This window comes from Lentzea xinjiangensis (assembly GCF_900110955.1).
In the GTDB taxonomy this organism is placed as follows: Bacteria; Actinomycetota; Actinomycetes; order Mycobacteriales; family Pseudonocardiaceae; genus Lentzea; species Lentzea xinjiangensis.
This window is the reverse complement of sequence record NZ_FOFR01000001.1, coordinates 626,430-649,006: the sequence shown is the minus strand read 5'-3', so window position 1 is coordinate 649,006 and position 22,577 is coordinate 626,430. Positions and strand designations below refer to the sequence as shown.

Annotated in this window: 25 protein-coding genes; 7 read left to right on the top strand and 18 right to left on the bottom strand. The window is 70.6% G+C overall.

Annotated elements, in window-relative coordinates; translation table 11 throughout:
- Position 1: 1 nt before the first annotated feature.
- The 5 genes from BMW88_RS03290 to menD all read right to left on the bottom strand — a co-directional run bounded on the left by BMW88_RS03290 (position 2) and on the right by menD (position 4,546).
- Positions 2-175, bottom strand: coding sequence for a DUF397 domain-containing protein (locus tag BMW88_RS03290; RefSeq protein WP_089948917.1), 174 nt, complete (start codon positions 173-175; stop codon positions 2-4).
- A gap of 115 nt (positions 176-290) precedes the next feature.
- Positions 291-464 (bottom strand): DUF397 domain-containing protein, encoded by a 174-nt coding sequence (locus BMW88_RS03285; RefSeq protein ID WP_089948915.1) that lies wholly within the window; start codon positions 462-464, stop codon positions 291-293.
- Positions 439-1,287 (bottom strand): helix-turn-helix domain-containing protein, encoded by an 849-nt coding sequence (locus tag BMW88_RS03280; protein ID WP_089948913.1) that lies wholly within the window; start codon positions 1,285-1,287, stop codon positions 439-441. The genes BMW88_RS03285 and BMW88_RS03280 overlap by 26 nt, the downstream gene beginning before the upstream one ends.
- Positions 1,288-1,414: 127 nt before the next feature.
- Positions 1,415-2,917, bottom strand: a complete 1,503-nt coding sequence (locus BMW88_RS03275) for a M1 family metallopeptidase (RefSeq protein ID WP_089948910.1) — start codon at positions 2,915-2,917, stop codon at positions 1,415-1,417.
- Positions 2,918-2,971: 54 nt separating this feature from the next.
- Positions 2,972-4,546: a 2-succinyl-5-enolpyruvyl-6-hydroxy-3-cyclohexene-1-carboxylic-acid synthase gene (gene menD / locus BMW88_RS03270; protein ID WP_089948909.1), complete on the bottom strand. Its 1,575-nt coding sequence runs from the start codon at positions 4,544-4,546 to the stop codon at positions 2,972-2,974.
- Between the two features lie 19 nt (positions 4,547-4,565).
- Between menD and BMW88_RS03265 the strand changes: the two genes are divergently transcribed.
- The 4 genes from BMW88_RS03265 (at position 4,566) to BMW88_RS03250 (ending at position 8,607) form a co-directional block, all read left to right on the top strand.
- A complete protein-coding gene (locus tag BMW88_RS03265) occupies positions 4,566-5,468 on the top strand; it encodes a 1,4-dihydroxy-2-naphthoyl-CoA synthase (RefSeq protein ID WP_425434595.1) in 903 nt (300 codons plus the stop codon).
- A gap of 13 nt (positions 5,469-5,481) precedes the next feature.
- Complete coding sequence (gene menE, locus BMW88_RS03260; RefSeq protein WP_089948905.1) at positions 5,482-6,513, top strand: o-succinylbenzoate--CoA ligase; 1,032 nt, start codon at positions 5,482-5,484, stop codon at positions 6,511-6,513.
- A 77-nt stretch (positions 6,514-6,590) separates the two neighbouring features.
- Complete coding sequence (locus tag BMW88_RS03255) at positions 6,591-7,688, top strand: hypothetical protein (protein WP_089948904.1); 1,098 nt, start codon at positions 6,591-6,593, stop codon at positions 7,686-7,688.
- A 46-nt stretch (positions 7,689-7,734) separates the two neighbouring features.
- Positions 7,735-8,607 (top strand): 1,4-dihydroxy-2-naphthoate polyprenyltransferase, encoded by an 873-nt coding sequence (locus tag BMW88_RS03250; protein ID WP_089948902.1) that lies wholly within the window; start codon positions 7,735-7,737, stop codon positions 8,605-8,607.
- 3 nt (positions 8,608-8,610) lie between these two features.
- Here the strand turns inward: BMW88_RS03250 and BMW88_RS03245 are convergent, their stop codons facing one another.
- The 9 genes from BMW88_RS03245 to BMW88_RS03205 are packed head-to-tail and all read right to left on the bottom strand — an operon-like array spanning position 8,611 to position 16,073.
- Positions 8,611-9,012 carry a PIN domain-containing protein gene (locus BMW88_RS03245; RefSeq protein ID WP_089949453.1) on the bottom strand — a complete coding sequence of 134 codons (402 nt, stop codon included), beginning with the start codon at positions 9,010-9,012 and terminating at the stop codon, positions 8,611-8,613.
- The gene (locus BMW88_RS03240; protein WP_089948901.1) at positions 9,012-9,458 is read right to left on the bottom strand and encodes a hypothetical protein; all 447 of its coding nucleotides are present in this window, start codon (positions 9,456-9,458) and stop codon (positions 9,012-9,014) included. Before BMW88_RS03240 ends, BMW88_RS03245 begins: the two co-directional genes overlap by 1 nt.
- Positions 9,458-10,444 (bottom strand): hypothetical protein, encoded by a 987-nt coding sequence (locus BMW88_RS03235; protein ID WP_089948899.1) that lies wholly within the window; start codon positions 10,442-10,444, stop codon positions 9,458-9,460. Before BMW88_RS03235 ends, BMW88_RS03240 begins: the two co-directional genes overlap by 1 nt.
- A complete protein-coding gene (locus BMW88_RS03230) occupies positions 10,441-10,860 on the bottom strand; it encodes a hypothetical protein (RefSeq protein WP_089948897.1) in 420 nt (139 codons plus the stop codon). Before BMW88_RS03230 ends, BMW88_RS03235 begins: the two co-directional genes overlap by 4 nt.
- The gene (locus tag BMW88_RS03225; protein WP_089948896.1) at positions 10,860-13,862 is read right to left on the bottom strand and encodes a methyl-accepting chemotaxis protein; all 3,003 of its coding nucleotides are present in this window, start codon (positions 13,860-13,862) and stop codon (positions 10,860-10,862) included. Before BMW88_RS03225 ends, BMW88_RS03230 begins: the two co-directional genes overlap by 1 nt.
- On the bottom strand, positions 13,859-14,164 hold the full coding sequence (locus BMW88_RS03220) for a hypothetical protein (protein WP_089948894.1): 306 nt from the start codon (positions 14,162-14,164) through the stop codon (positions 13,859-13,861). The genes BMW88_RS03225 and BMW88_RS03220 overlap by 4 nt, the downstream gene beginning before the upstream one ends.
- A gap of 55 nt (positions 14,165-14,219) precedes the next feature.
- Positions 14,220-15,308 carry an L-cysteine desulfhydrase Cds1 gene (gene cds1, locus BMW88_RS03215; protein ID WP_089948893.1) on the bottom strand — a complete coding sequence of 363 codons (1,089 nt, stop codon included), beginning with the start codon at positions 15,306-15,308 and terminating at the stop codon, positions 14,220-14,222.
- A 26-nt stretch (positions 15,309-15,334) separates the two neighbouring features.
- Positions 15,335-15,604: a DUF4229 domain-containing protein gene (locus BMW88_RS03210; RefSeq protein WP_245777533.1), complete on the bottom strand. Its 270-nt coding sequence runs from the start codon at positions 15,602-15,604 to the stop codon at positions 15,335-15,337.
- 4 nt (positions 15,605-15,608) lie between these two features.
- The gene (locus tag BMW88_RS03205) at positions 15,609-16,073 is read right to left on the bottom strand and encodes an Lrp/AsnC family transcriptional regulator (protein ID WP_089948890.1); all 465 of its coding nucleotides are present in this window, start codon (positions 16,071-16,073) and stop codon (positions 15,609-15,611) included.
- 162 nt (positions 16,074-16,235) lie between these two features.
- Here BMW88_RS03205 and BMW88_RS03200 point away from each other — a divergent pair, with 162 nt between their 5' ends.
- Together BMW88_RS03200 and BMW88_RS41630 are read left to right on the top strand one after the other, a co-directional pair.
- On the top strand, positions 16,236-16,442 hold the full coding sequence (locus tag BMW88_RS03200; RefSeq protein ID WP_089948888.1) for a BldC family transcriptional regulator: 207 nt from the start codon (positions 16,236-16,238) through the stop codon (positions 16,440-16,442).
- A gap of 57 nt (positions 16,443-16,499) precedes the next feature.
- Positions 16,500-16,667, top strand: coding sequence for a hypothetical protein (locus BMW88_RS41630; RefSeq protein ID WP_089948887.1), 168 nt, complete (start codon positions 16,500-16,502; stop codon positions 16,665-16,667).
- Positions 16,668-16,722: 55 nt separating this feature from the next.
- Here the strand turns inward: BMW88_RS41630 and BMW88_RS03190 are convergent, their stop codons facing one another.
- From BMW88_RS03190 to BMW88_RS03175, 4 genes are all read right to left on the bottom strand, one after another.
- The gene (locus BMW88_RS03190) at positions 16,723-18,105 is read right to left on the bottom strand and encodes an AAA family ATPase (protein ID WP_089948885.1); all 1,383 of its coding nucleotides are present in this window, start codon (positions 18,103-18,105) and stop codon (positions 16,723-16,725) included.
- Between the two features lie 103 nt (positions 18,106-18,208).
- On the bottom strand, positions 18,209-19,126 hold the full coding sequence (ccsB, locus tag BMW88_RS03185; protein WP_089948883.1) for a c-type cytochrome biogenesis protein CcsB: 918 nt from the start codon (positions 19,124-19,126) through the stop codon (positions 18,209-18,211).
- Complete coding sequence (gene resB / locus BMW88_RS03180) at positions 19,126-20,601, bottom strand: cytochrome c biogenesis protein ResB (RefSeq protein ID WP_089949452.1); 1,476 nt, start codon at positions 20,599-20,601, stop codon at positions 19,126-19,128. The genes ccsB and resB overlap by 1 nt, the downstream gene beginning before the upstream one ends.
- Positions 20,602-20,642: 41 nt before the next feature.
- Positions 20,643-21,419 carry a cytochrome c biogenesis CcdA family protein gene (locus BMW88_RS03175; protein ID WP_089948882.1) on the bottom strand — a complete coding sequence of 259 codons (777 nt, stop codon included), beginning with the start codon at positions 21,417-21,419 and terminating at the stop codon, positions 20,643-20,645.
- A 129-nt stretch (positions 21,420-21,548) separates the two neighbouring features.
- Between BMW88_RS03175 and BMW88_RS03170 the strand changes: the two genes are divergently transcribed.
- Positions 21,549-22,538 (top strand): M64 family metallopeptidase, encoded by a 990-nt coding sequence (locus BMW88_RS03170; protein WP_089948880.1) that lies wholly within the window; start codon positions 21,549-21,551, stop codon positions 22,536-22,538.
- Positions 22,539-22,577: the final 39 nt, after the last annotated feature.

The window sequence follows — 22,577 nt, the reverse complement described above, 5'->3', positions numbered from 1 at the left end:
CTCAGATCTCGCCGAGGAAGGCGTGCCACGCCGCGGTGCTGAAGGTCAGCATCCCACCGGTCACGTTCTTCGAGTCGCGGACGCACGCCTCACCGGTGAGCGAGACCTCGACGCACTCGCCCTCCGGCGTGCCGTTGCTGTAGCTGCTCTTACGCCAAATGCGGTCCTCGATCATCGAGATCCTTTCGCGGTGGAACCGACGCGCTCGATTCCGTCGACTCGCTCATCGCGGCGTGCGGGCGGGCCTCCGCTCGCGTGTAGTCCCACGCCTCGGCTTCATCGATCAACTCTCAGATCTCGCCGAGGAAGGCGCGCCAAGCCGCGGTGCTGAAGGTCAGCATCCCACCGGTCACGTTCTTCGAGTCGCGGACGCACGCGTCACCGGTGAGCGAGACCTCGACGCAGTCACCTTCAGGCGTGCCGTTGCTGTAGCTGCTCTTACGCCAAATGCGGTCCTCGATCATCGAGATCCTTTCGCGGTGGGCCGACGTACTCCGCCAGCTTGCTCCGCGATTGTTCCTCATCCAAGGCGACTTCGGCCAAGCGATTGAAGATCAGCCTGGTTCGCGCGATGGCCCCTCGGTCCTGCACGAACACCTGGGTGAGGTCCGTCTCGCTGTAGGCGATCGGCATCGCCTTCTCGTACTCCCACAACCGCACACCGGCAGAGTTCACGATCACGTTCGTAGGCACGATTCGGACTATGTGCGCGTTGAACAGCAAATGGAGGTACTGGTCCTCCATGACCTGAGCGTCGCCGACCTGCTGTCGCAGAGCCAGCTCATGGACGTAGAACAAGCAGTCCGGACGATCGTGTCGCCGAAGAACCGATTGACGTTCCACACGCGCCCGCACGAGCGCCGGGATTCGCTCCTCGACCGCGACTCCGGCCGCTCGGAACAGGGCGTCGGCGTACCGCTCCGTTTGCAGGAGACCCGGCACTGTCAGCGTGTCGTAGTTGAGCATCGTCTTGGCCGTTGACTCGGCCATCGCGAGCGTGCGGACGTTGTCCGGGACTTGCACGATGTACTCGTCGAAGGCGTTGCGGTAGCGCCGTTTGAAGTCCTCGAAGTAGTCGATGTCCTTGCCGCACATCGTGAGGAACTGCACCAGGTCGATCTCGCTGGGCCGCGCCTTGCCGTGTTCGATGGTCGAGACCTTGCTGGGGTCCCAGCCGAGCCGGGCGGCCACCTCGGCGCCTTTGAGGTCTGTGCAGGTCTCGCGCAACCGCCGTAGCTCGTCGCCCAGGTCACGGCTGTACGCGGTGGATGGAGTGCTTGGGGCCATGGCGTGACGGTAGGACTTGGCCCTGGTCCAAGATACGGGCTCGTTCGGGTGAAAACGCTGCCGCAGGGGTCCCCCTGAGCTGGGAACCCCTGCGTCATAACGTACTCAACAGGTCTGACAGTCCGGGTTACTTGTGCGCGTCCAGCAGCTCGTGCGTCAGCTTGATCTTGGCGCGCGACTTCGGCTCGGCCGTCACCGACAGCGTCTTGGACGCCTCGGAAGCCGAACGGCCGGGAGCCTCCGCCGGCTTGCCCTTGGTGAACAGCCACGTCTGGAAGAGCTGGTCGAGCTGCTGCCCGGACACCCGCTCCGCCAGCGCGATGAACTCCTCGACCGTGCCGTTCGAGTACTTCTTCTCGGCCGTCCAGGTGCGGAGGACCTCGAAGAACTTCTCGTCGCCGACGGCCACGCGCAGGGCGTGCACGGCCAGTGCGCCGCGGTCGTAGACGGCGCCGTCGAAGACGTTGCCTGCGCCGGGGTCGCCGGGCAGGACGTTCCAGAACGGGTCGTCCGCCGGGTACAGGTCGTAGACGAACTCCGCGTTCTCCTGGGCGGTGCCCTCACCGACGTGCTCGGACCACAGGAACTCGGCGTAGGAGGCGAAGCCCTCGTTCAGCCAGATGTCGCGCCAGTGGTGGACCGACACCGAGTCACCGAACCACTGGTGGGCGATCTCGTGCGCGACGACGTAGGTGTTGGCGCCGCGGCGGAAGAACGCGTCGTCGTAGTTCGAGCGCGTCTGGTTCTCCAGCGCGTAGCCGAGGTCCGGCGTGACCACGCCGCCCTGCGCTTCGAACGGGTACGGGCCGAAGTTCTCGGCGAGGAACTCGGTGATCTCGGGGGTGCGCTCGACGCTCGCCTTGGCGGCGTCGCCGCTCTCGCCGAGGCGCTCGGAGTAGGCGTTGAGCGACGGCTGGCCGGACGGCGTGGTCGACTGGCGGATCTCGAACTGGCCGATGGTCAGGAACGTCAGGTACGTCGCCTGCGGCTTGGTGCTGCGCCAGTTCCAGCGGGTGTAGCCGTTGATCTGGCGGGTGGTGCCGAGGAACGTGCCGTTCGAGATCGCCTCGACGCCGTTCGGGACGGCGACGTTCACGTCGAACGTGGCCTTGTCGGTCGGGTGGTCGTTGGACGGGTACCACCACGCGGAGATCTCCGGCTCGCCGATGGCGAGAGCGCCGTCGGGGGTCTTCGTCCACGCCGTGAAGCCGTTGCGGTCCTTCACGGCCGACGGCGTGTCGGCGTAGGTGACGACGATCGTCAGGTCCTGGCCCTTGCGCACGCCACCGCGCGGGGTGAGCGTGAGCTCGCCGTCGTCGGAGACGAACGAGGCCGGCGCGTTGTTGATCCGGACCGACTTCACCTTGAGCAGGAAGTCCAGGTTGAACTGCGTGAGGTCCTGGGTGGCCTTGGCGAGGATCGTCGTGGTGCCCGACAGCTGGTCGCCGTTCGGGTTGTAGTTGAGCCTGATGTCGTAGTGGGAGACGTCGTATCCGCCGTTGCCGTACGTCGGGAAGTACGGATCACCGGCGCCGGGTGCACCGGGGGACGCCGCGAGCGCCGTCCCCGCGAAGAGGGTCATCGCGGCCGCGGACGCGACCGCGGCCGTCGCCTTGGATCTGATCGACATGCGCGCGACGGTATCCACACGTTTGTGATCCGGACACCGACTTACGTATGTTTCCTATCCCCTGAAAACGGTTGACACCGTTGCCTTGAGACTTTTGTGCAACGCCCGCAGCCCATCGCGTTTTGCCTGCACTTCGACCACTCGGAGGCCCTTTGGCGGCGCAAGTGCGCTACGGAACTCCTCCTCCTCGTCCACAATGGAGTGCGGAATTCGGTAGCCTGCGCACAAAGCGGCCAGGTCCGCCCCGTGCGGGGTGCCGAAAATCCTTTCGAAGCTCCGGTCGTGCTCCGGCGCGCCCTGTTCCAGCAACGAGAAGATCCCGCCGCCGTCGTCGTTGAGCACGACGATCGTGAGGTCCGGCCGGTGGTCGGCCAGCAGGCCGTTGCTGTCGTGCAGGAACGTCAGGTCGCCCATCAGCGCGTACGCCGGTCCCCCGTGCTCGACCGCCAGCCCGATGGCCGTGGACACGGCCCCGTCGATGCCCGCGGCGCCGCGGTTGGCGTGCACGGTGACGTCCGGGCGCCGTTCGCCCGCGAAGTCGACGTCGCGGATCGGGTTGGACGAGCCCACGAACAGCAGCGAGCCCGGCGGCACGGCCCTGGTGAGGTCGCGGGCGACGTGCAGGCCGGTCGGCCACGGCTGCGCGTCCAGCAGGTCGTCGACGGCCGCGCTGACGTTCTTCACCGCGCTCAGCCAGGCCTGCCGCCACTCGTCGTCGTGCTCCGCGGGCTCGGGCAGCCAGGTGGACGCGCGGGTCGCGGTGAACTGCACGTCCGGCCACTGCGCCTGGTCGCCGACGGCGTGCACGACCGGGGCGCCGGCGAGCACGGACTGCTGGCCCCTGGAGAGCGTCACGCGGCCCACGACGAGCACCGCGTCGGGTCGCAGGTGCTCCGGCAGGCCCGCGTTGAGCAGCAGCGAGCCGTGGCGCAGGCCGTTCGGCGCGGTGGGCTCGGCGATCACCGGCCAGCCCAGCTCCGACGCCCGGCGCAGCCGCTCCGGGTGGTCGTCGCCGAGCAGCACCAGGGTGCGGGGCGGGAGGTCGGAGGGCCTGGTCTCGACAGTGGACGCACGGTCCGTCGCGGTCCATGGGCCGCTGCGCGGCGACGACGGCCACGCGTCGTCGGAAGGCGTGAGCGGCGGCCGGAACGGCACGTTGACGTGGGTGGGGCCACGGGTCGCGAGCGCGCGGCAGACCAGCGAGCGCGTGGTCGGCTCGTCCGCGGCCTCCGGCAGGTGCAGGGTGGGGATGCCGAGGACGTCGTACTGGTCGATCGTCTGGCTGGCGCCGGTGCGGTAGAGGTCGACCGGGCGGTCCGCGGTCAGCGCGACCAGCGGGACGCCGGTCAGCTCCGCCTCGACCACGGCGGGGTGCAGGTTCACCACGGCCGTGCCGCTCGTGCAGGTGATGACGGCGGGCGTGCCCGTCTTGGCGAGCCCGAGGGCGAGGAACCCCGCGCTGCGCTCGTCGATGCGCACGTGCAGCGTGAGCAGGCCCTTCCGCTCGGCCTGGTGCAGTGCGAACGACAGCGGGGCGTTGCGCGAGCCGGGGCACAGCACGACGTGGCGCACGCCGTTGCGGACCAGCTCGTCGACGATCACCCTCGCCTGCGCCGTGGACGGATTCATGCGCCTAGAGTCTCAGACCGTGGCAGATCAGCAGCTCTTCGACCCGTCGCTGTGGAAGTCCGTCGAGGGCTTCGACTTCACCGACATCACCTACCACCGGGCGATCGACCAGGGCACGGTCCGCATCGCGTTCAACCGGCCCGAGGTGCGCAACGCGTTCCGGCCGCACACCGTGGACGAGCTGTACCGGGCGCTCGACCACGCCCGGATGTCGTCCGACGTCGGGTGCGTCCTGCTGACGGGCAACGGCCCCAGCCCGCGCGACGGCGGCTGGGCCTTCTGCAGCGGCGGTGACCAGCGGATCCGCGGGCGCAGCGGCTACCAGTACGCCTCCGGCGAGACGGCGGAGACCGTCGACCCGGCCCGCGCTGGGCGGCTGCACATCCTCGAGTGCCAGCGCCTCATCCGGTTCATGCCGAAGGTCGTCATCGCGGTCGTGCCCGGCTGGGCCGCGGGTGGCGGGCACAGCCTGCACGTGGTGTGCGATCTCACCCTCGCGAGCGCGGAGCACGCGAAGTTCAAGCAGACCGACGCCGACGTCGGCTCGTTCGACGGCGGCTACGGGTCGGCCTACCTCGCGCGGCAGGTCGGGCAGAAGTTCGCCCGGGAGATCTTCTTCCTCGGCCGCACGTACTCCGCCGAGGAGATGCACCGGATGGGCGCCGTCAACGCCGTCGTGCCGCACGCCGAGCTGGAGACCACCGCCCTGCAGTGGGCGCGGGAGATCAACGGCAAGTCGCCGACCGCCCAGCGGATGCTCAAGTACTCGTTCAACCTGATCGACGACGGTCTGGTGGGACAGCAGATCTTCGCCGGTGAGACGACGCGGCTCGCGTACATGACCGACGAGGCCGTCGAGGGCCGCGACGCGTTCCTGGAGAAGCGCGCCCCGGACTGGTCGAACTACCCGTACTACTTCTGATCGGCCGGAGACCATGCTCGACGAACTGCGCGCGGCGCTCACCGGTGGCGAGCCCCTGGTGGACGGCCCGCTCGACGGCTGGGAGAAGCGGGCCGTGCTCGGCGTGCCCACCTCCGGGTCGACGGGCGAGCCGAAGACGGTCCTGCTCGACGCCGACGCGCTGACCACGTCGGCGCAGGCCACCCACGACCGGCTCGGCGGGCCGGGCACGTGGCTGCTGGCGCTGCCCACCGGGCACATCGCCGGGATCCAGGTGCTGGTGCGGTCGATCGTCGCCGGCACCGCGCCCGGTGTGCTCGACCTGTCGAAGGGCTTCCGCGCCATGGGGTTCGCCCAGGCCGCCCAGCCGGTGCTCGCCCAGCCGGGGCGCCACTACACCGCGCTGGTGCCGACGCAGCTCTCCCGGCTCGTCGTGGGCGAGGGGCCGGGCCTGGAGGCGCTGCGGCAGTTCGACGGCGTGCTGATCGGCGGGGCCGCCACCCCGCCGAAGCTCCTCCAGCAGGCGCGCGCGCTCGGCGTGCAGGTCGTCACCACGTACGGCATGAGCGAGACGGCCGGTGGATGTGTGTACGACGGTGAGCCGTTGCAGGACGTGCGGCTGCGCACCGACGACGTGATCGAGATCAGCGGACCGGTGCTCGCGCTGGGCTACCGCGGCAGCGAGGAACCGTTCGGCGAATGGTTCCGCACGGGTGATCTCGGCCGGCTGCGCGACGGGCGGCTGGAGGTGCTGGGCCGCGCGGACGACGTGATCGTCACCGGCGGCGAGAAGGTGCCTCCCGTGCTGGTGGAACGCGCTCTGGCCACCGTCGAGGGCGTGCTGGAGGCGTGCGTCGTCGGCGTGCCGGACGACGAGTGGGGCCAGGTCGTCGCGGCGGTGGTCGTCACCCGCGGCACGGAGCCCCCGGTCGACGAGCTGAAGGCCGCCGTGCTGGAGGCCGTGGGGCGCGCCGCGACGCCGAAGCTGGTGCGCTTCGCGTCCGAGCTGCCGTTGCGCGGACCGGGGAAGGTCGACCGGAGAGCGGTCGCCGACCTCTTTAGGTGAACCTTTACCGCTGAGGGCAACTCTCCTGCGCGAAGCGCGCGGAAACCCGCCGCGCGCGTTGGCGATGGGGGTTTCTCATGCGCTACCTGTTACCGCTGGTCGTCGGTGCCGCCCTGGTGGCCGGACCGGCGTCGCCCGCCCACGCCGAGCCGGCGTCGGACGAGTGGACGACCGAGGTCGGCGACCGCGCCGTCACGTGGGGCGGCTCCCCGCGGACGGGTCTGGTCGAGCTCGGCAGGCACCGGCTCGACCGGCCCGCCAACGCGATCACGGCGGTGGTGACCGGCGACGGCGTCGTCGACGTGCGCGGGCTGCGCCCCGACGGGCAGTGGACCGAGTGGCTGGAGGCGCCGGCCACCCTGCCGGTGACCACCTCCACCGTCGAGACCCGCGTGGTGCTGAGCAGCGGCAAGGCATCGCGCGTGCGGCTGAAGGCGGCGCGGGTGCCCGCGGCGGCCGCGGACGACGTCTCCGCGGCCGCCGCCGGACGTTCGTACCGCGTCTACGCGACGCGGGAGGGCCTGGTCGGTGGCACCACGGCGAACGGGCACGTGATCCGTTCGCGCGACCACTTCGTGGCGCTGCCGTCGCGGCGTGGCCTCGCGAGCCGCAACTCCGGCAACTACAGCGTGCAGGTGTGCGCGTCGAACGGCCGGTGCGAGTGGGCGCCGGTGTGGGACGTCGGCCCGTGGAACACCAAGGACGACTACTGGAACCCGTCCTCGACCCGGGAGATGTGGAAGGACCTGCCGCAGGGCAAGCCGGAGGCGCAGGCCGCGTACGAGGACGACTACAACGGCGGCGAGGACCAGTTCGGCCGCCAGGTCGCGAACCCGGCGGGCATCGACCTCGCCGACGGCACGTTCTGGGACGGCCTCAAGCTGACGAACAACGCGTGGGTGACCGTGACGTACCTGTGGACCGGCTCCGGTCCTGTGGGGACGGTGCGCACCGCCGACGCCGCCGGCACGGTGAACGTCCGCAGCGGCGCGACCTCCACGGCGTCGCAGGTCGGCATCGCCGCGAACCACGCCCAGGTGCGGGTGACCTGCCAGCTCACCGGCCAGTCGGTCACGGGCACGCAGGGCACGTCGAACGTCTGGTACCGCATCGCGTCCGGCAAGCACATCGCGAAGGCGTACGTGGCGGGCGTCTCCGGGGCGGCTACCTGCTGATCCACCCGTCGGCGGGTCCTCAGGCACCATGACGGAGGATGGGGGCATGGCCTCAGTCGTCCAGTGGATCCAGGGGACCCGCCCGCGCACCCTGCCGAACTCGATCGCCCCGGTGGTCGTGGGGGCGGCGGCCGCGCACCACATCGACGAGTTCAAGCCGCTCCACACGGCGCTCGCCCTGGTCGTCTCGGTGGCGTTCCAGATCGGCGTGAACTACGCCAACGACTACTCCGACGGCATCCGCGGCACCGACGACAACCGCGTGGGACCGTTCCGCCTCACCGGTTCCGGGGCGGCCGAGCCCGCGAAGGTGCGGCTGGCGGCGTTCATCGCGCTGGGCATCGGCGCGGTGGCCGGGCTCGCGCTGGTGGCGGTGTCCGGGTTCTGGTGGCTGCTCGCGCTCGGCGCGGTGTGCATCGCCGGGGCGTGGTTCTACACCGGCGGCAAACGCCCGTACGGCTACGCGGGGCTCGGCGAGATCGCGGTGTTCCTCTTCTTCGGCCCGGCCGCGGTGCTGGGCACGCTGTACGTGCAAACCGGCGAGATCACCGGAATCGGCATCGGCTCGTCCATCGCGATGGGAGCGATCTCCGCCGCGGTGCTGGTGGCGAACAACCTGCGCGACATCCCGACGGACGCCGTGTCGGGCAAGCGGACCCTGGCCGTGGTGCTGGGCGACAAGGACACCCGCCGGCTGTACCTGGCGCTGGTGGCGGTGCCGTTCCTGATCGCGCTCGGCATGACCGTGCGGGTGCCCTACGCGTTGCTGGGGTTCCTCGCGGCGCCGGTGCTGCTGCCCGCCGTGCGCCGGGTGGCCTCCGGGCGCGGCGGACGCGACCTGATCCCGGTGCTGCAGTTCACCGGGATCGCGATGCTGGCGTGGGCGGTCCTGGTCAGCGCGGGACTGGCGCTGGACTGACGGTCACCAGGCGTCCTCGGTGAACGTCAGCGGCTCGTCGTCGTCGGTGCGCGCGGGCCTGCGCGGAGGCGGCGGCGGGGCGGTCTCGCCCTGGATCAGCTCCTCCAGCCTGGCGCGGTCGGCCTCGAGCGCCTGGCGCACCAGCGGGTCGTGGCTCGCCTCGCCGGTGAGGACCTGGCGCCAGCTGAGCCCCGCGCCGCGGGCGATGCGGTCGGCGAGCCGGCGCATCGCCGGTGAGGCGTCGCCGGACTTGGCGAACTGCATCACCCTGCGGATGTCCTCGGTGGACGGCTCCTTGCCCCGCAGCTCCTGCCGGGCGGACCGCATGGCGCGGTCCACCTCGGCGACGGCGCCGGTCAGGAAGTCCTCCGCGGCGAGGACGTCCGGTGTCCGCCAGGCAGTCATCACCACTTGTCCTCCGTGAAGACGTCGGGCGGGTTCTCGTCACCGTCGTCGCGGTGCCTGCGCGGGTCCTGGGCGGCCATGATCTCGTCGGCGGCCATGCCCTCCCGCAGCATCTGGAACGCCTGCTTCATCTTGTTGACGTTCTCCTGCTGCATGGCCTGCACGTCGGGGTCCTGCGCCGCCTTGCCGGAGACGACGTCCTCCCAGGTGAACTCGCCCGCGTCCACCTTGCGCTTGAGCGCCTTGAGCTGTTCGGGGGCGTCGCGCTCCTGCGCCGCCCGCTCGACCTGCCGGGCGATCGCCGCGAAGTCGACCGGCGGCACCGGCGGCAGCGGCGTGTCCCTGAGGCGGTTCGCGAGGTCCTGCGCCTGCTTGAAGCGCGCGTCGACCTGCGCCTCCGCCGCCCGCAGCTCCGGCGTCTTCCAACCCTCGCCAGGAGTGGTCATCAGGAGTTCTCCTTCGCGAAGAGGCCGGGCCGCACCGGCCTGAACTCGTCGCGGACGTCGCCGACCTGATCGCGCGGCACGAGGGTGCGCCACTGGCGGAAGTCCACTTCGGACAGACCGAGCTGCTGCGCCGTCTCGTGGTTCTCGCCGAGGAAGTGGAGCACGGCGTTGTCGCCCAGGACACCGATGATCTCGAACTCCGCGCCGCGGTACGTGCAGAGCTTGCGCAGCAGGCCGAGGTCCTCGACCACCGCGTCGGGGACCTCCAGGTACCGGGCGCCCTCGGCGGCGGTGAAGTCCGGCGGGGCCGGCTGGCCGGCGAGCGGGTGCAGCAGGACGGTGCCCGGCGCGGGACCGAAGTCGACGTCGAAGTCCTGGCCGCGGTACCTCCCGACGAGTCCACGCCGGACGGTCGGCCGCAGCGGAACCGGGGCCGGCCAGAACTTCCCCGGCCCGAAGCCCACGTCTCCCGTGGGGATCCAGCCGGTCTGGCGGTTGAGGTACTTGCCGACGCTGCGCCCGCCGCCGTCCGGCTCGAACCGCCACAGCTCCGTGCCCGCCGGGAGCTCGGAGAGCTCCATCACGTACTCCGGGATCGGCCGCGCGCCGGGCGTGTACCCGGTGCCGGTGAACGGCAACGGGTAGACGCGCGTCGTGCCCATCTTCCGCGCGCCGTCGAGCGTCGGCCCGCCGAAGCTCGTGTCGAAGATCTCGGTGGTGTGCGCCAGGAACCGCAGCAGGTACTGCGTGCCCTTCGGCCAGTCCGCGACCTTGTCGACGCCGAAGACCTCGGCGAACTGGTCGGCGGTGCCCTGCGGGAAGTCCTGACCGCGCGTGACGAACCCGGCCGTGCGGTGCGGCTCGAACTTGCCGGGCACGACGACGTTGCCGAGGTGGAGCTGCGCGACCGCGGGGTGCACGATCTTCTGCAGGATGGTCTCCGGCCCGATGCCGGCGGCCTTGCGCACGGCCTGTGGGGTGCTCATCCCGGGTTCCTCTCCTTCCACCGCGCCAGGAAGTCGGTGCGGTCGACCTGCACGTCCGCCAGCTCCGCCACCTCGAGCGTGGCCCGGTACCCGTTGTACTGGTCGCCTTCGAGACCGTTCTGCCGCGCCCAGGCGTACTCGCCGCCCGCGTACCCCGCCTCCGCCTTGCCGTCGTCGACGGCGATGACGTTGAACGGCTGACCGCGCCAGGTGGCCGTCATCCGCTCCTCGTACCAGGCGTCGAGCGCCGTCACCGCCACCGTCTTGAGCTCACGGCCGTTGTAGGTCTCGAACCGCTCGTCGTTGGTGTAGGCCACGCCGGGGATCTTGCGGATCCACACGTGGTGCGCGTCCTCGGCGCCCGCGAAGTACACCTCGCCGCGGTACTCGGCCATCTCCTGCGAGTACTTGGTCATCAGAGCTTCGTCCAGCCGAACTTGCGGTCGTACACGGCGTGCAGTTTCTCAGTTCCGTCCGCGTTCACCTGCCAGATCTCGGCACGATCCGGCAACGGCGTGCCGCCGTCCACGCGCCACTCCGGCACACCACCCATCGTGGAGCCCGTGCCGGTGAACGGGTCGTAGCCGTCGTACGGTTTCGCGGCTCCGCCGGCGGCGGCCATCTGCTTCTGCGACGCCTCGTAGTGCGCCTGCTCCTGCGGCGACTGGTACTCGCTGTCCTGCCGCGGCCCGAAGGTGGCGAAGTCCGGCACGTCCTTCTTCGGCCCGCCGAAGGGGATGTTGTGGTTGCCGATGTTCTGGTCGGTCACCTGGTACCGGAGCTGCATGGCGGAGTCGGCGTTCTCGGGGATGGGCGTCCAGCCCTTGCCCTTGTCGTCGAGCGCCAGGCCGTCGCGCAGACCGGCCGGGGTGTTGATGTCGACCACGTCCTGACCCCTGGCGACGGAACCGCCCATCTGGTTCTGCCAGTCGGCCTGCTTCGCGCCGGGCGCGTGGGGCTGGTCGGGCAGGTAGGTGCTGAGCGCACCCTGGTTCAGCGCCTTGGTGACGATGTCACCGCTGCCGACCGTGATCTGGTTGCGCACGTCGGCGACGTGCTGGGCCTCGTCGGCGCTGAGCTCGGTGGAGAGCTTCTGGCTCAGCTCGACGTAGCGGTCGCGGTCGGCCTGGTTCGGCAGCATCTGCTCGAGCTGGTGCTGGTAGCCCTGGCCCTGCGCCACCATGGCGGCCGCGTCGAAGCGGCCGTTGAGGTCGGGGCCGCCGCTCGGCGGGGCAGGGCTGTCCGGTCCGCTGCCGTTGGAGGTGGCCGCGTCGTCGCCCGGCTTCGGGTCGGGGGTGGTGTCGGGGGCCGGGTGGTGGTCGGCCGGGGTGGGGTCGGGGGTGTGGGGCTGGGCGCCTTCGGCACCGCTGGTGTCGGTGTCGTGGGGCTTGCCGTCGGTGTGGGACTGGCCGTCGGTCTGCGGCGTGCTGTCGGTGTCGTGGGGCCTCGCGTCACCGGTGTGGGGCTTGGTGTCGATGTCGTGCGGCCTGGCGTCGGTCGAACCGTTCGGCGTCGCGTCGTGCGGGCGCGGGCCGGACTGGTCGCCGGGCGTGCCGTCGCGCGGTGTGGTGCCGGACGGTGTCGTGTCGTGCGGGCGCGGGGTGGACGAGTCGGGCGAGGTCGTGCCACCCGCGTTGGGCGTCGGGTGCTCCGCGCCGGCGCTGGGGCTCGGGTGTCCGGGAGGCGACGGGAGGCCGCCGCCCGTGCCGGACGGGGCCGGGGCGGTCGCCGTGCCCGCGGTCGGGTGATCGGGAGGCGTGGGCAGGCCGGAGCCGTTCGGGCTGTGGTGGCCGCCGGTACCGGACGGGTGTGCGCCCGAGTTCGGCGGGGTCGGCAGGCCGTTGCCGGAGCCGCCCGGAGTCGGGTGGGTGCCCGGAGTCGGGTGCGTGCCCGGAGTCGGGTGCGTGCTGGAGCCGGGCGGGGTCGGCAGGCCCGACGAGGCCGCCGGAGGCGTCGGCAGGCCGGAGCCGCCGGGACGCGGGGTGCCGGAGCCCGCGGTCGGCTGGCTGGGCGGGGTCGGCAGGCCCGCGCCGGGCGTGGCGTGGCCGGGAGGTGCGGGCAGGCCGGTGGGCTTGCCCTGGCCCGCGGGAGAGCCCGCAGAAGAGCCCGTAGTAGAGCCCGCGGACGGGAACGCCGGCACGCCGGAGGCTCCCGGCCGGGAGCCGGAGCTCCTCGTCTGGTCGCCACCGCCGGCACCGGGAGCCATCGGGGCGCCCATCGGCATCGCGCCCGCCATGGGCGTCTGGGCGTGCGACGGCGGGGCGGCGGGTGGGGCCGCGCCTGCCGCGTGCGTCGTGTCGAGGCGCGGCGGGGCGCCCGTCGGCACACCACCCGGACCCGCGTGACCGCCCGTGGGGGCGCCGCCCGAGCCCGCGTGGCCGCCCGTCGGCACACCGCCGCCACCACCGCCTGGTGACGGCGGCGCGGACACGCCGGGGCCCGCCGCGGTCGCCGCGTGCGTGGAGGCGGGGGCGTCAGGGCTGCCGTTGGGCGCCGGAGGTGCGGAGACCGGGGCGCCGCCGGGCGCGACGGCCGAGGCCGCCGCGGGCTTGGTGCCGTCGTCGGCGGAGCCCGGCGGGGTGTGGACCTCGTGGACCTTCGAACCGATCTCCCGGCCGCGGTCCGCGATCTCCGTGGCCGAGTCCTTGATGGACGTCACGTCGTCGCGGAGGTCGTTGACGGCGTTGCGGACGTCGCGGCCCGCCTCCGCCACCTCCTGGGTGGCGTTCATGGCCTCGGCGAGGGAGTCGGCGTCCTTCAGCTTGCCGATCGCCGAGAAGACGCGGCCCACGGCGTCGAACAGGGACTTGACGTCCGAGATGAGCTTCTTGACCGTGTCGATGATGTCCATGACGCGCCGGTAGATCTGGTACGCGTTCCAGACCATCTCGGCGGCCTTGACCCAGCCCGCCACCGGGACCCAGACGGTGGCCGCGGCCTCGATCAGCTTGTTGACCAGGTAGTCGAGCAGGCGCGCGGCCTGCTTGCCCAGGGCCTCGGCCCCGGAGGCGACCGTGTCGAAGCCCTTGGCGATGAGCTGGGCGACGCCCATCTCCGCCAGCAGGCCGGCCTTCCAGCCCAGGGCGATGTACCTCTCGTGTGCGCGGGCCGCGTCGCCGTCCCAGTGGTCGCGCACCTTGCCGACGGCGTCGGTGAGGTTGTACGAGACGTCGTTCATCGCGTTGCCGACCATGCGCCAGGCGTCGCCGTCGGCGCGGATCTTCGACCAGTCGCCGGTGATCGGCGTGATGATCGTGGCGACCAGGCTCTCGCCGGTCACCGCCTCGAAGACCCAGTTGACGGCCTGGACGCCCCAGCCCTGGTCCTGCAGCACCTCGTTCAGCGAGGCCGTGTCGACCTCGGGCTGCTTCAGGGACGCGACGACCGGGCGGGGGTCCTGGTAGCTCGTCGCGGTCACCGGAGGATCCCGCTGAACACCGTCACCTGCGCCCTGTCGACGTCCTCGTAGACCTTGGCCGTCGCGTCCACGGCGGACGCCGCGCCCTCGAGCTTCGACTTGCCGAAGTCGAGCGTCTCGTCGAACAACGCCCGCACGACGTCCACGCCCGGCTGCAGCAACGCGAGCAGGCCGGTGAAGCCGCTCTTGTCGCACGCCGTCGCGTGGACGTACTTGCGGATCGTCTCGAACTCTTGGGCTTCGGTGCGCAGGTACTCGGCGTACGCGCGCAGCTCGGCCGCGTCGGTGAACAGCGACGACACAGCGTCCCCCCTGCGGACTCAGGTGCTCAGGTCACGCTGTGACGCACGATGCTCGTCACCAGTTCCCCGTGCGGTGGAAGTTGTTCAGGCGATCAAGGCAGGGATCGAGGTCCATGCCTTGTGCCGCTACCCATGAGTCGTCGTAGTAGGTGTTCGCGTAACGCTCGCCGCCGTCGCAGAGCAACGTGACCACGCTGCCGCGGCTGCGCGACTGCCGCATCTCGGCCACGACCTGGAACGCTCCCCAGAGGTTCGTGCCGGTCGAGCCGCCGACGCGCCGGCCGAGCAGGTCCTCCACGAACCGGATCGTCGCGATGGACGCCGCGTCCGGCACCTTGATCATCCGGTCGATCACCTGGCCGATGAACGACGGCTCCACCCGCGGCCGGCCGATGCCCTCGATGCCGGAGCCGCGGGTGGCCACCAGGTCCGGGTTGCCGTCCCGCCACGCCTCGAAGAAGACCGAGTGCTCGGGGTCGACGACGGCGAGCCGGGTGCTCAGCTTCTGGTAGTGGATGTAGCGGCCGATCGTGGCCGACGTCCCGCCCGTGCCGGCTCCCACGACGATCCAGTCCGGTTCCGGTGACGGTTCGAGCTTCATCTGGTCGAAGATGGACTCGGCGATGTTGTTGTTGCCCCGCCAGTCGGTAGCGCGCTCGGCGTGCGTGAACTGGTCCATGAAGTGGCCGCCGAGCTCGGTGGCCAGCCGCCGCGACTCGTCGTAGATCGCCGACGGCTCGTCGACGAAGTGGCACCTGCCGCCCTGCCGCTCGATCAGCGCGACCTTCTCCGCCGAGGTCGAGCGGGGCATCACCGCGATGAACGGCAGCCCCAGCAGCCGCGCGAAGTACGCCTCGGACACCGCCGTGGAACCGGAGGAGGCCTCGATCACGGGCGTGCCGCCGGTGATCCACCCGTTGCAGATCGCGTAGAGGAACAACGACCGCGCCAGCCGGTGCTTGAGCGAACCGGTGGGGTGCGTCGACTCGTCCTTCAGGTAGAGGTCGATGCCCCAGTCGAGCGGCAGCGGGTAGCGCAGCAGGTGGGTGTCCGCGCTGCGGTTCGCGTCCGCCTCGATGATCCCGACGGCCTCGCACACCCAGTGCCTGGTCCTGCTGCAACAACGATCAACGGAGGTACTCACAGCGGCACGATAACCGCGGCGGACGCTCACGCCTGAGTGACAGGACCTTCGTCACCACGCAGCTCGGAGCGCAGCTTGTCGCGCTCGGCCCTGCGCACGGCCTGGCGGGCGTTCAGGCCGGTCGCCACCCGCTGCCGCAGCCCCTTGAAGAGGAACAGCGAGGCGGGCAGCGCCACGACCACGCCGACGGCGAGCGCGGGGAGCAGAGGAACCTTGAACAACAGGAGTGCGCCCGTCACCGCCGCGACGAGACCGAGGCGGGCGAGGACGTACAACGTCACATCACGAGCGAGCACCCGTTCAGGTTACGTCGCCGTCGTCTTCGCCGGTGTTCGGGCGTCCCTCGAAACGGGTGGAGAGCACCACGGTCGTGCGGGTGCGCGCCACGCCGGGGATGCGCCGCAGCCGCCCGAGCGAGCGCTCCAGGTCGTCCACGGTCGCCACCCTGACCTTGACGATGAACGACTCGTCGCCCGCCACCCGGTAGCAGGACTCGACCTCGACGAGCTCGGCCAGCGCGACCGCGACCTCGTTGTCGTCCGCGATGTCGGTGGGGTGGATCCCGATCAGGGCCGTCACGCCCAGGCCGACCGCGCTGGGGTCGACGACCGCGTGGTACCCGACGATCACACCGCTGGACTCGAGCTTGCCGACCCGTTCGTGCACGGCGGAGGCGGACAGGCCCACCTGCCTGCCGAGATCGGCGTACGTGGCCCGGCCGTTGGCGCGCAGTGCGGCGATGATCTGCCGATCGAGAGCATCCACCCGCGACACATTAGGCCCCACGCGTGCACACACGCCGCTCTGGTCACTTGTCCGGTTCGCCCCGGTCGTCCCTTACTACCTCTTTACCAAAAAACAAGCGTTCGAGTACCTGATGGGTCAGATGCCACGATCAGGTCGGAACGTCTGATCTGAGGAGGACGAGTGACTACAGCGTCCGAGCGCCTGTTGACCCCTGGGGAAGTCGCCAATCTGTTCCGGGTCGACCCGAAGACCGTGACCCGATGGGCCACCGCCGGTCGCATCGGCTCGATCCGCACACCGGGAGGACACCGCAGGTTCCGTGAGACCGAGGTGAAGGCCCTGCTCTCGGAGCTCACGACGGAGGCATCTGAACCCGTCCGCCACTGAAACCGTAGTAACCCCTGTGCCGCGGGTAACCTCGTGGCAAAGGGAGGTGGCGACCAGATGATCTACCTGCTGGCGGTGATCGGTGCGCTCACCGTGGCTGTGCTCGTGTGGCGAGCGTTCGCCCCGCAGCACTCGGAGTACACCCCAGGCCGCAAGGTGATCGCACCCGACGACGACCCGGAGTTCCTGCGCAAGCTCGACGAGAAGCGCAAGCGCGAGGAGTGAGTGGAAAAGGGGCCCTGGTCACAGGACCCCTTTCCGTCATCGTTCCCGGCCGGCCTCAGGAGTGCGGGAAGTCGTCCGCCACGACGGCGGCGAGCTCCAGCAACGCGAGCCGGGTCTCCGGCGCGAGCTGGTCCAGCGCGATCTCGGCGCCCTCTTCGAGGTGCGCGTCGAACGGCAGGCGGACCACGGCACGGCACCGCTGCTGGAAGTGCGCGGCGAGCTTGTCGAGGTCGACCTTGCCCGACTTCGGGCGCACCGAGTTGATCACGCAGACGGACTTCGCGACCAGGTCGCGGTAGCCGTGCGCCTCCAGCCAGTCGAGCGTGGCCGCCGAGGTCTGCGCGCCGTCGACCGAGCCGGACGACACGAGCACCAGCGAGTCCGCCTCGTCCAGCACGCCCTTCATCGCGGAGTGCATGAGACCGGTGCCGCAGTCGGTGAGCACGATGTTGTAGAAGTGCTCGAGCAGCTCCACCGTGCGCCGGTAGTCGTCCTCGCTGAACGCCTCCGACACCGACGGGTCCTGCTCGGACGCCAGCACCTCGAGCCGCGCCGGCGACTGCGAGGTGTACGCGCGCACGTCGCTGTACTTCTTGATCCGCGAGGCGTCGCGCAGCAGGTGCCGCACGGTCGCCGTGGTCTCCCGCGGGATCTTCAGCGCGAGCGTGCCGCGGTCGGGGTTGGCGTCGACGGCGATCACCCGGTCACCGCGCAGCGACGAGAACGTCGAGCCCAGCGTCGTGGTCGTCGTCGTCTTGCCGACACCGCCCTTGAGCGACAGCATCGCGATCTTGTAGCACCCGCGCAGCGGCTGGTTGATCCGCGCGATCAGCTCACGGCGACGCACGTCGGCCGGGCTCTCGCCGAGGTTGATGAGGCCGCCGGTCACCGAGTGCAGCGACTTGCGCCAGCCGGACGTCGGCGGGCGCTTCTCCTTCTTGATGAGCTGCTGCGACGACACTTCCTGCGCCTGCGAGCGGTACTGCTGCTGCGGGAAGTTGTTCGGGAACTGCGCACCGGCGAACTGGCCGTACTGGGCCGCGTTGTGCGGTCCGGACTGGCCGCCGCCCACGGGATGAGCACCCGATTGGCCGCCGCCCACCTGGTAGGCGCCCGAACCGTCCACGGGGTACGCGCCGGACTGCGAACCGGGGACCGGGTAGGGACCGGACGCTGTGCCCGGCACCTGGTACGGACCGGACGCGTTGCCCGGCACCTGGTAGGGGCCCGACGCGTTGCCGGGCACCTGGTACGGACCGGATGCGTTGCCCGGCACCTGGTACGGGCCCGACTGGCTGCCCCCGACCGGGTACGGGCCTGATTGACCGCCGCTGACGTGCTGCGGGCCGGATTGCTGCGGGTCGAGGTAGGCCGCCGCCTGCGGGTCGACGTACTGCGGGCCTGAGCCCTGTTCCTCACCCGGTGGTTGCCATGTCACCGCTGTGGCCCTCCCTGAGCAAGGAGGATCGAGACTTCCCCGACCCCCGGGTTGCGACGGTACGCAACCCGCCGCGGTTCCATCGACCTGGGGGACAAAGTCGTCAGAGACCCGCGTACGAATGCAACCCGCTGGCAACCAAGTTGATGAAGAACAGGTTGAACACGTTCAGCGCGAAGCCCGCCACGTTGATCCAGGCGGCACCGCGGCCGCGCCACCCGGCGGTCGCACGGGCGTGCAGGTACGCCGCGTAGACCACCCACGTGACGAACGCGACGGTCTCCTTGGGGTCCCAGCCCCAGAACCTGCCCCACGCGGCCTCCGCCCAGATCGCGCCGCAGATGATGCCCGCGGTGAACAGCGGGAACGCCAGCACCGTCGTCCGGTACGACATGCGGTCGAGCACGTCGGCGGAGGGCAGCTTGGGGAAGCGGCCGGAGTTGCCGTCCTTGAGCAGGTAGAGGATCGACGTCACGCCGGGGATCAGCAGCATGCCGGACGAGATCGAGATCACCGAGACGTGGATCACCAGCCAGTACGACCGCAGCGCCGGCTGGACGGGCGCGGACTCGGCGTACAGCACGGTACCGCCGAGGAACAGCAGGATCAGGATGGGCGGCAGCACGAACACGCCCAGGCGGCGGATCGGGAACTTCGCCATCAGCACGATCCACGTCACCACGGCCGCGAGGCACAGCAGCGACATGTACTCGTACATGTTGCCCCAGGGCGCGCGTCCGGCCGACAGACCACGCATGACCAACGACCCGAGGTGCAGCAACGCACCGAGGACCGTCATCGCGGCACCCATGCGGCCGATGCGCTCCGAGCGGGTCGGCGCGCTCTTCGGCTCGTCGGCGAGCACGCCCGGCGCACCGGCTCCGACCAGCGCCTCCGCCTTGCGCGGGGCACGCGAGAACGCCTGCTCGACCGCGTAGAGCAGGATCGCGAAGAGGTAGACACCCAGTGCGCTGCGGTACAGCCAGTCGCTGTAGGTCGCGAGCGTCTCGTCAACCGGCATCAGGACTTCTCCTCGTTCAGCACCGCGCGGGCCAGCCGCGTGAACTCCTCGCCGTATCCTGCCTGGTCAGTGCGGGCGAGCCCGCCGACCTCGACCAACGTACGCCCGTCGTCGCGGGCTGTCGCACGCACCCACACCCTGCGGCGCTTGACGGTGAGCGAGACCCCGAGGCCGAGGATGATCAGGATGGCGAACACCAGCACGTAACCCTGCGTCGGGTCGTGCGAGACCTGCAAGGACACCCAGTCGTTCACGGCGTCGAACCGCACCTTGGTGCCGTCGTCGAGCGCGATCTCCTCGCCCAGCGCGAGGTTCTTGCGCGCGACCTTCTGCAACCGGCCCTGGTCGACCATCTGCCGGTCGATCGAGAAGATCGACTGGCCGCGGCCGTCGTCCACGCCGAGGTCGCCGCGGTACACGTCGACGGCGACCATCGGGTTGTTCAGAGCCGGGTACTTCGAGTTCAGGATGTTGCCGTGCAGCAACGGCGTCGGCGCCAGCAGGCCCGTCACGGCGATCTGGTTCTTGCGCCGCGTCTCGGAGTCCGTGACGCCCGGCGGGTCGAACTTCGTCGCGCCCTCCGAGGCCAGGGTGACCTGGTCGGTGGGCAGCCACTGGATGCCCTGCGTGCGCTTCTCGCCGTTGGGGAACGTCACCGTGAACGTCGGCGTGTACCCGTGGCCGAGCAGGTAGAGGCGGTCGCCACCGGTGCGCAGCGGGTGGTTGACCCGCAGGTCGTACGGCTTCCACGTGTTCGTCGCGAGGTCCTCGCCCGCCTGGTAGCGGATGTCCGCCCGGTAGCCGACGGGCTGGCCGTTCTCCAGGTACTCGGCGGAGAAGTCGCCGATCTCCACGCAGAACGGCGTGAGGTCCGTGCCGTCGACGCGCAGGCCCGGCCGGAACGAGTCGTAGTTGAAGATGCCGCCGTTGCAGAACTGGCCGCCGTCGGCCTGGACGATGACCTGGCCCTCGTAGCTGAACATCTTGCCCAGCGCGAACGACACCAGCAGGCCCAGCAGCGCGAAGTGGAAGACCAGGTTGCCGGTCTCGCGCAGGTACCCGCGCTCGGCGCTGACCGTGCCCTCGCCGGTGTCCATCCGCCAGCCGCGCATGGCCTTCTTCGCCCGCGCGACCGCCTCTTCCGGCGTCACGTCCAGCTCGGCCTGCACGTGGTGGGGCATGCGCGAGAGATTGCGCGGCGTCAGCACCGGCTTGGCGCGCATCTGCTTGAAGTACTCCCACGTGCGGGGCAGCAGGCACCCGACGAGGGAGGTGAACAGCAGCAGGTAGATCGCGGCGAACCACGGCGTGGCGTAGACCTCGAAGAACCCGAGCTTGAGCAGCAGCTCGCCCCACCAGCCGTGCTCCGCGACGTACTCGTCGACCTTGGCCGCGTTGAGCGAGAGCTGCGGCAGCAGCGCGCCGGGCATCGCGGCGAGCGCGAGCAGGAACAGCAGGGTGAGCGCGGTCCTCATCGAGGTGAGGCCGCGCCACGTGTTGCGGAGGAAGGCGGTCACTAGAGCGGCAACTCCACTACGTCGACGAACGAGTAGCGCAGCCAGCCCACGAACTCGGCCCACAGCCCGGTGACCAGGGCGACGCCCACGAGGATCAGCAGCACGCCACCGAAGACCTGCACCTGCCGCGCGTGCGAGCGCAGCCACTTCGTGACGCCCAGCGCCCACCGCGCCCCGAGGGCGAGCACCACGAACGGCAACCCGAGCCCGAGGCAGTAGGCGAGCACGAGCACGGCCCCGCGCGCGGTCGAGGACCCGATCTCCGTGCTCCGCGCGACGGCGAGCACCCCGGCGAGCGTCGGGCCGAGGCACGGCGTCCACCCGAGCGCGAACACGGCCCCGAGCAGCGGCGCCCCGAAGAGCCCTGCCCCTGGCCTGGTGTGGAACCGCACGTCCCGCTGCAGCGCCGGCACGAGCCCGAGGAACACCAGCCCCATCAGGATCGTGACCACGCCACCGATGCGCTGGAACAGCTCGGCGTTGAGCAGCAACGCGTCCGTGGCCCCGAGGATCGTCATCGAGGCCAGCGCGAAGACGACCGTGAACCCGAGCACGAACAGCAGCGAGGCACCGGCCACCCGCCACCGCCCGGCCTTGGCCGGTTCGTCCGCCTCCACCCGCGGCGCCTCGGCACCGACCAGCCCGGCGAGGTACGCCAGGTAGCCGGGGACGAGCGGCACGACGCAGGGCGAGGCGAAGGAGATGAACCCGGCGAGCAGAGCGACCCCGGTGGCCAGCAGCAACGGCCCGGAGATCGCCAGATCGGTGGGGTTCACACACCTCAGGGTAGGTAGTTGCCCAGATCACGCGACGACCGGTGTCCCTTTGCGCCCCGGTCCCGGCTGGGCCGGAAGTGCCGACAATTGCCGCTTGTGGGTGACATCACTGTTGCTTAGCGTCAGCACATGCACCGTTCCCGGTTGATCCTCCCGACGCTGACCGTCACGGCGCTGGCCCTCTTCGCGCAGGTACCGGCCGGTGGCGCCGCTCCGGCCGTGGAATGGCGGGAGGTCTTCCACGAGGACGGCTCCATCACCCAGACCCTCACCCCGAAGGCGCCCGCCGAGGAGCCGGCGGACCTGCGCGCCCTCGCCGCGGCCGAGGTCGTCCCCGTCCAGGTGACCGGCGACTCGGCGGACCGCTACGACCTGGTCTTCGTCGGCGACGGCTACACGGGCGAGGACCTGGAGACCTACGCCGCCAACGTGAAGAGCAAGTGGGAGGAGCTCTCGGCCGTGGAGCCGTTCGCCTCCTACAAGGAGTACTTCAACGTCTGGCAGGTCAACGTCCTGTCGAACGAGTCCGGTGTGGACCACGACCCGACCAAGGGCCTGCTCAAGGACACCGCGCTGGACATGGGCTTCTGGTGCCAGGGCCGGGACGCGAACACCGAGCGCCTCCTGTGCGTGAACGAGACCAGGGCGAAGGAGTACGCGGCGCTCGCCCCGCAGGCCGACCAGGTGATCGCCCTCGGCAACACCGCCAAGTACGGCGGCGCCGGCGGCTCCGTGGCCACCGCCTCCGGCTCCAACGCCCAGGCCGGCCAGATCGCGGTCCACGAGCTGGGCCACTCCATCGGCGGCCTGGCCGACGAGTACGACTACCCGTACGTCACCTACACCGGCGCGGAACCGCGCGAGTTCAACGTGACCAAGGACCCGACCGGCGCGAAGTGGGGCGAGTACCTGGGCCAGCCGTCCCCGGACGGTGGCGTGGTCGCGCCCGTCGAGGGCGCCCGGTACTACAAGAGCGGCCTCTACCGCCCGACCGGCAACTCGATCATGCGCACCCTGGGCAAGGAGTTCAACTCGATCGGGCGGGACGCGATGGTCAAGGCCTTCAAGGCCAAGATCCCCTCGCTGAGCACCCCGCCGGCACCGCCCGCCGACCGCTGACCGCTGACCGCTGACCGGCACGCGGGGGCCCCGCGTTTC

Coding starts and splice junctions, on each gene's coding strand:
- BMW88_RS03240 (WP_089948901.1), bottom strand. CDS start 9,458: ATGACCACTCCTGGCGAGGGTTGGAAGACGCCGGAGCTGCGGGCGGCG.
- menE (WP_089948905.1), top strand. CDS start 5,482: ATGCTCGACGAACTGCGCGCGGCGCTCACCGGTGGCGAGCCCCTGGTG.
- BMW88_RS03290 (WP_089948917.1), bottom strand. CDS start 175: ATGATCGAGGACCGCATTTGGCGTAAGAGCAGCTACAGCAACGGCACG.
- BMW88_RS03285 (WP_089948915.1), bottom strand. CDS start 464: ATGATCGAGGACCGCATTTGGCGTAAGAGCAGCTACAGCAACGGCACG.
- BMW88_RS03255 (WP_089948904.1), top strand. CDS start 6,591: ATGCGCTACCTGTTACCGCTGGTCGTCGGTGCCGCCCTGGTGGCCGGA.
- BMW88_RS03275 (WP_089948910.1), bottom strand. CDS start 2,917: ATGTCGATCAGATCCAAGGCGACGGCCGCGGTCGCGTCCGCGGCCGCG.
- BMW88_RS03230 (WP_089948897.1), bottom strand. CDS start 10,860: ATGACCAAGTACTCGCAGGAGATGGCCGAGTACCGCGGCGAGGTGTAC.
- BMW88_RS03235 (WP_089948899.1), bottom strand. CDS start 10,444: ATGAGCACCCCACAGGCCGTGCGCAAGGCCGCCGGCATCGGGCCGGAG.
- menD (WP_089948909.1), bottom strand. CDS start 4,546: ATGAATCCGTCCACGGCGCAGGCGAGGGTGATCGTCGACGAGCTGGTC.
- BMW88_RS03250 (WP_089948902.1), top strand. CDS start 7,735: ATGGCCTCAGTCGTCCAGTGGATCCAGGGGACCCGCCCGCGCACCCTG.
- BMW88_RS03280 (WP_089948913.1), bottom strand. CDS start 1,287: ATGGCCCCAAGCACTCCATCCACCGCGTACAGCCGTGACCTGGGCGAC.
- resB (WP_089949452.1), bottom strand. CDS start 20,601: ATGAGGACCGCGCTCACCCTGCTGTTCCTGCTCGCGCTCGCCGCGATG.
- BMW88_RS03245 (WP_089949453.1), bottom strand. CDS start 9,012: ATGACTGCCTGGCGGACACCGGACGTCCTCGCCGCGGAGGACTTCCTG.
- BMW88_RS41630 (WP_089948887.1), top strand. CDS start 16,500: ATGATCTACCTGCTGGCGGTGATCGGTGCGCTCACCGTGGCTGTGCTC.
- ccsB (WP_089948883.1), bottom strand. CDS start 19,126: ATGCCGGTTGACGAGACGCTCGCGACCTACAGCGACTGGCTGTACCGC.
- BMW88_RS03170 (WP_089948880.1), top strand. CDS start 21,549: ATGCACCGTTCCCGGTTGATCCTCCCGACGCTGACCGTCACGGCGCTG.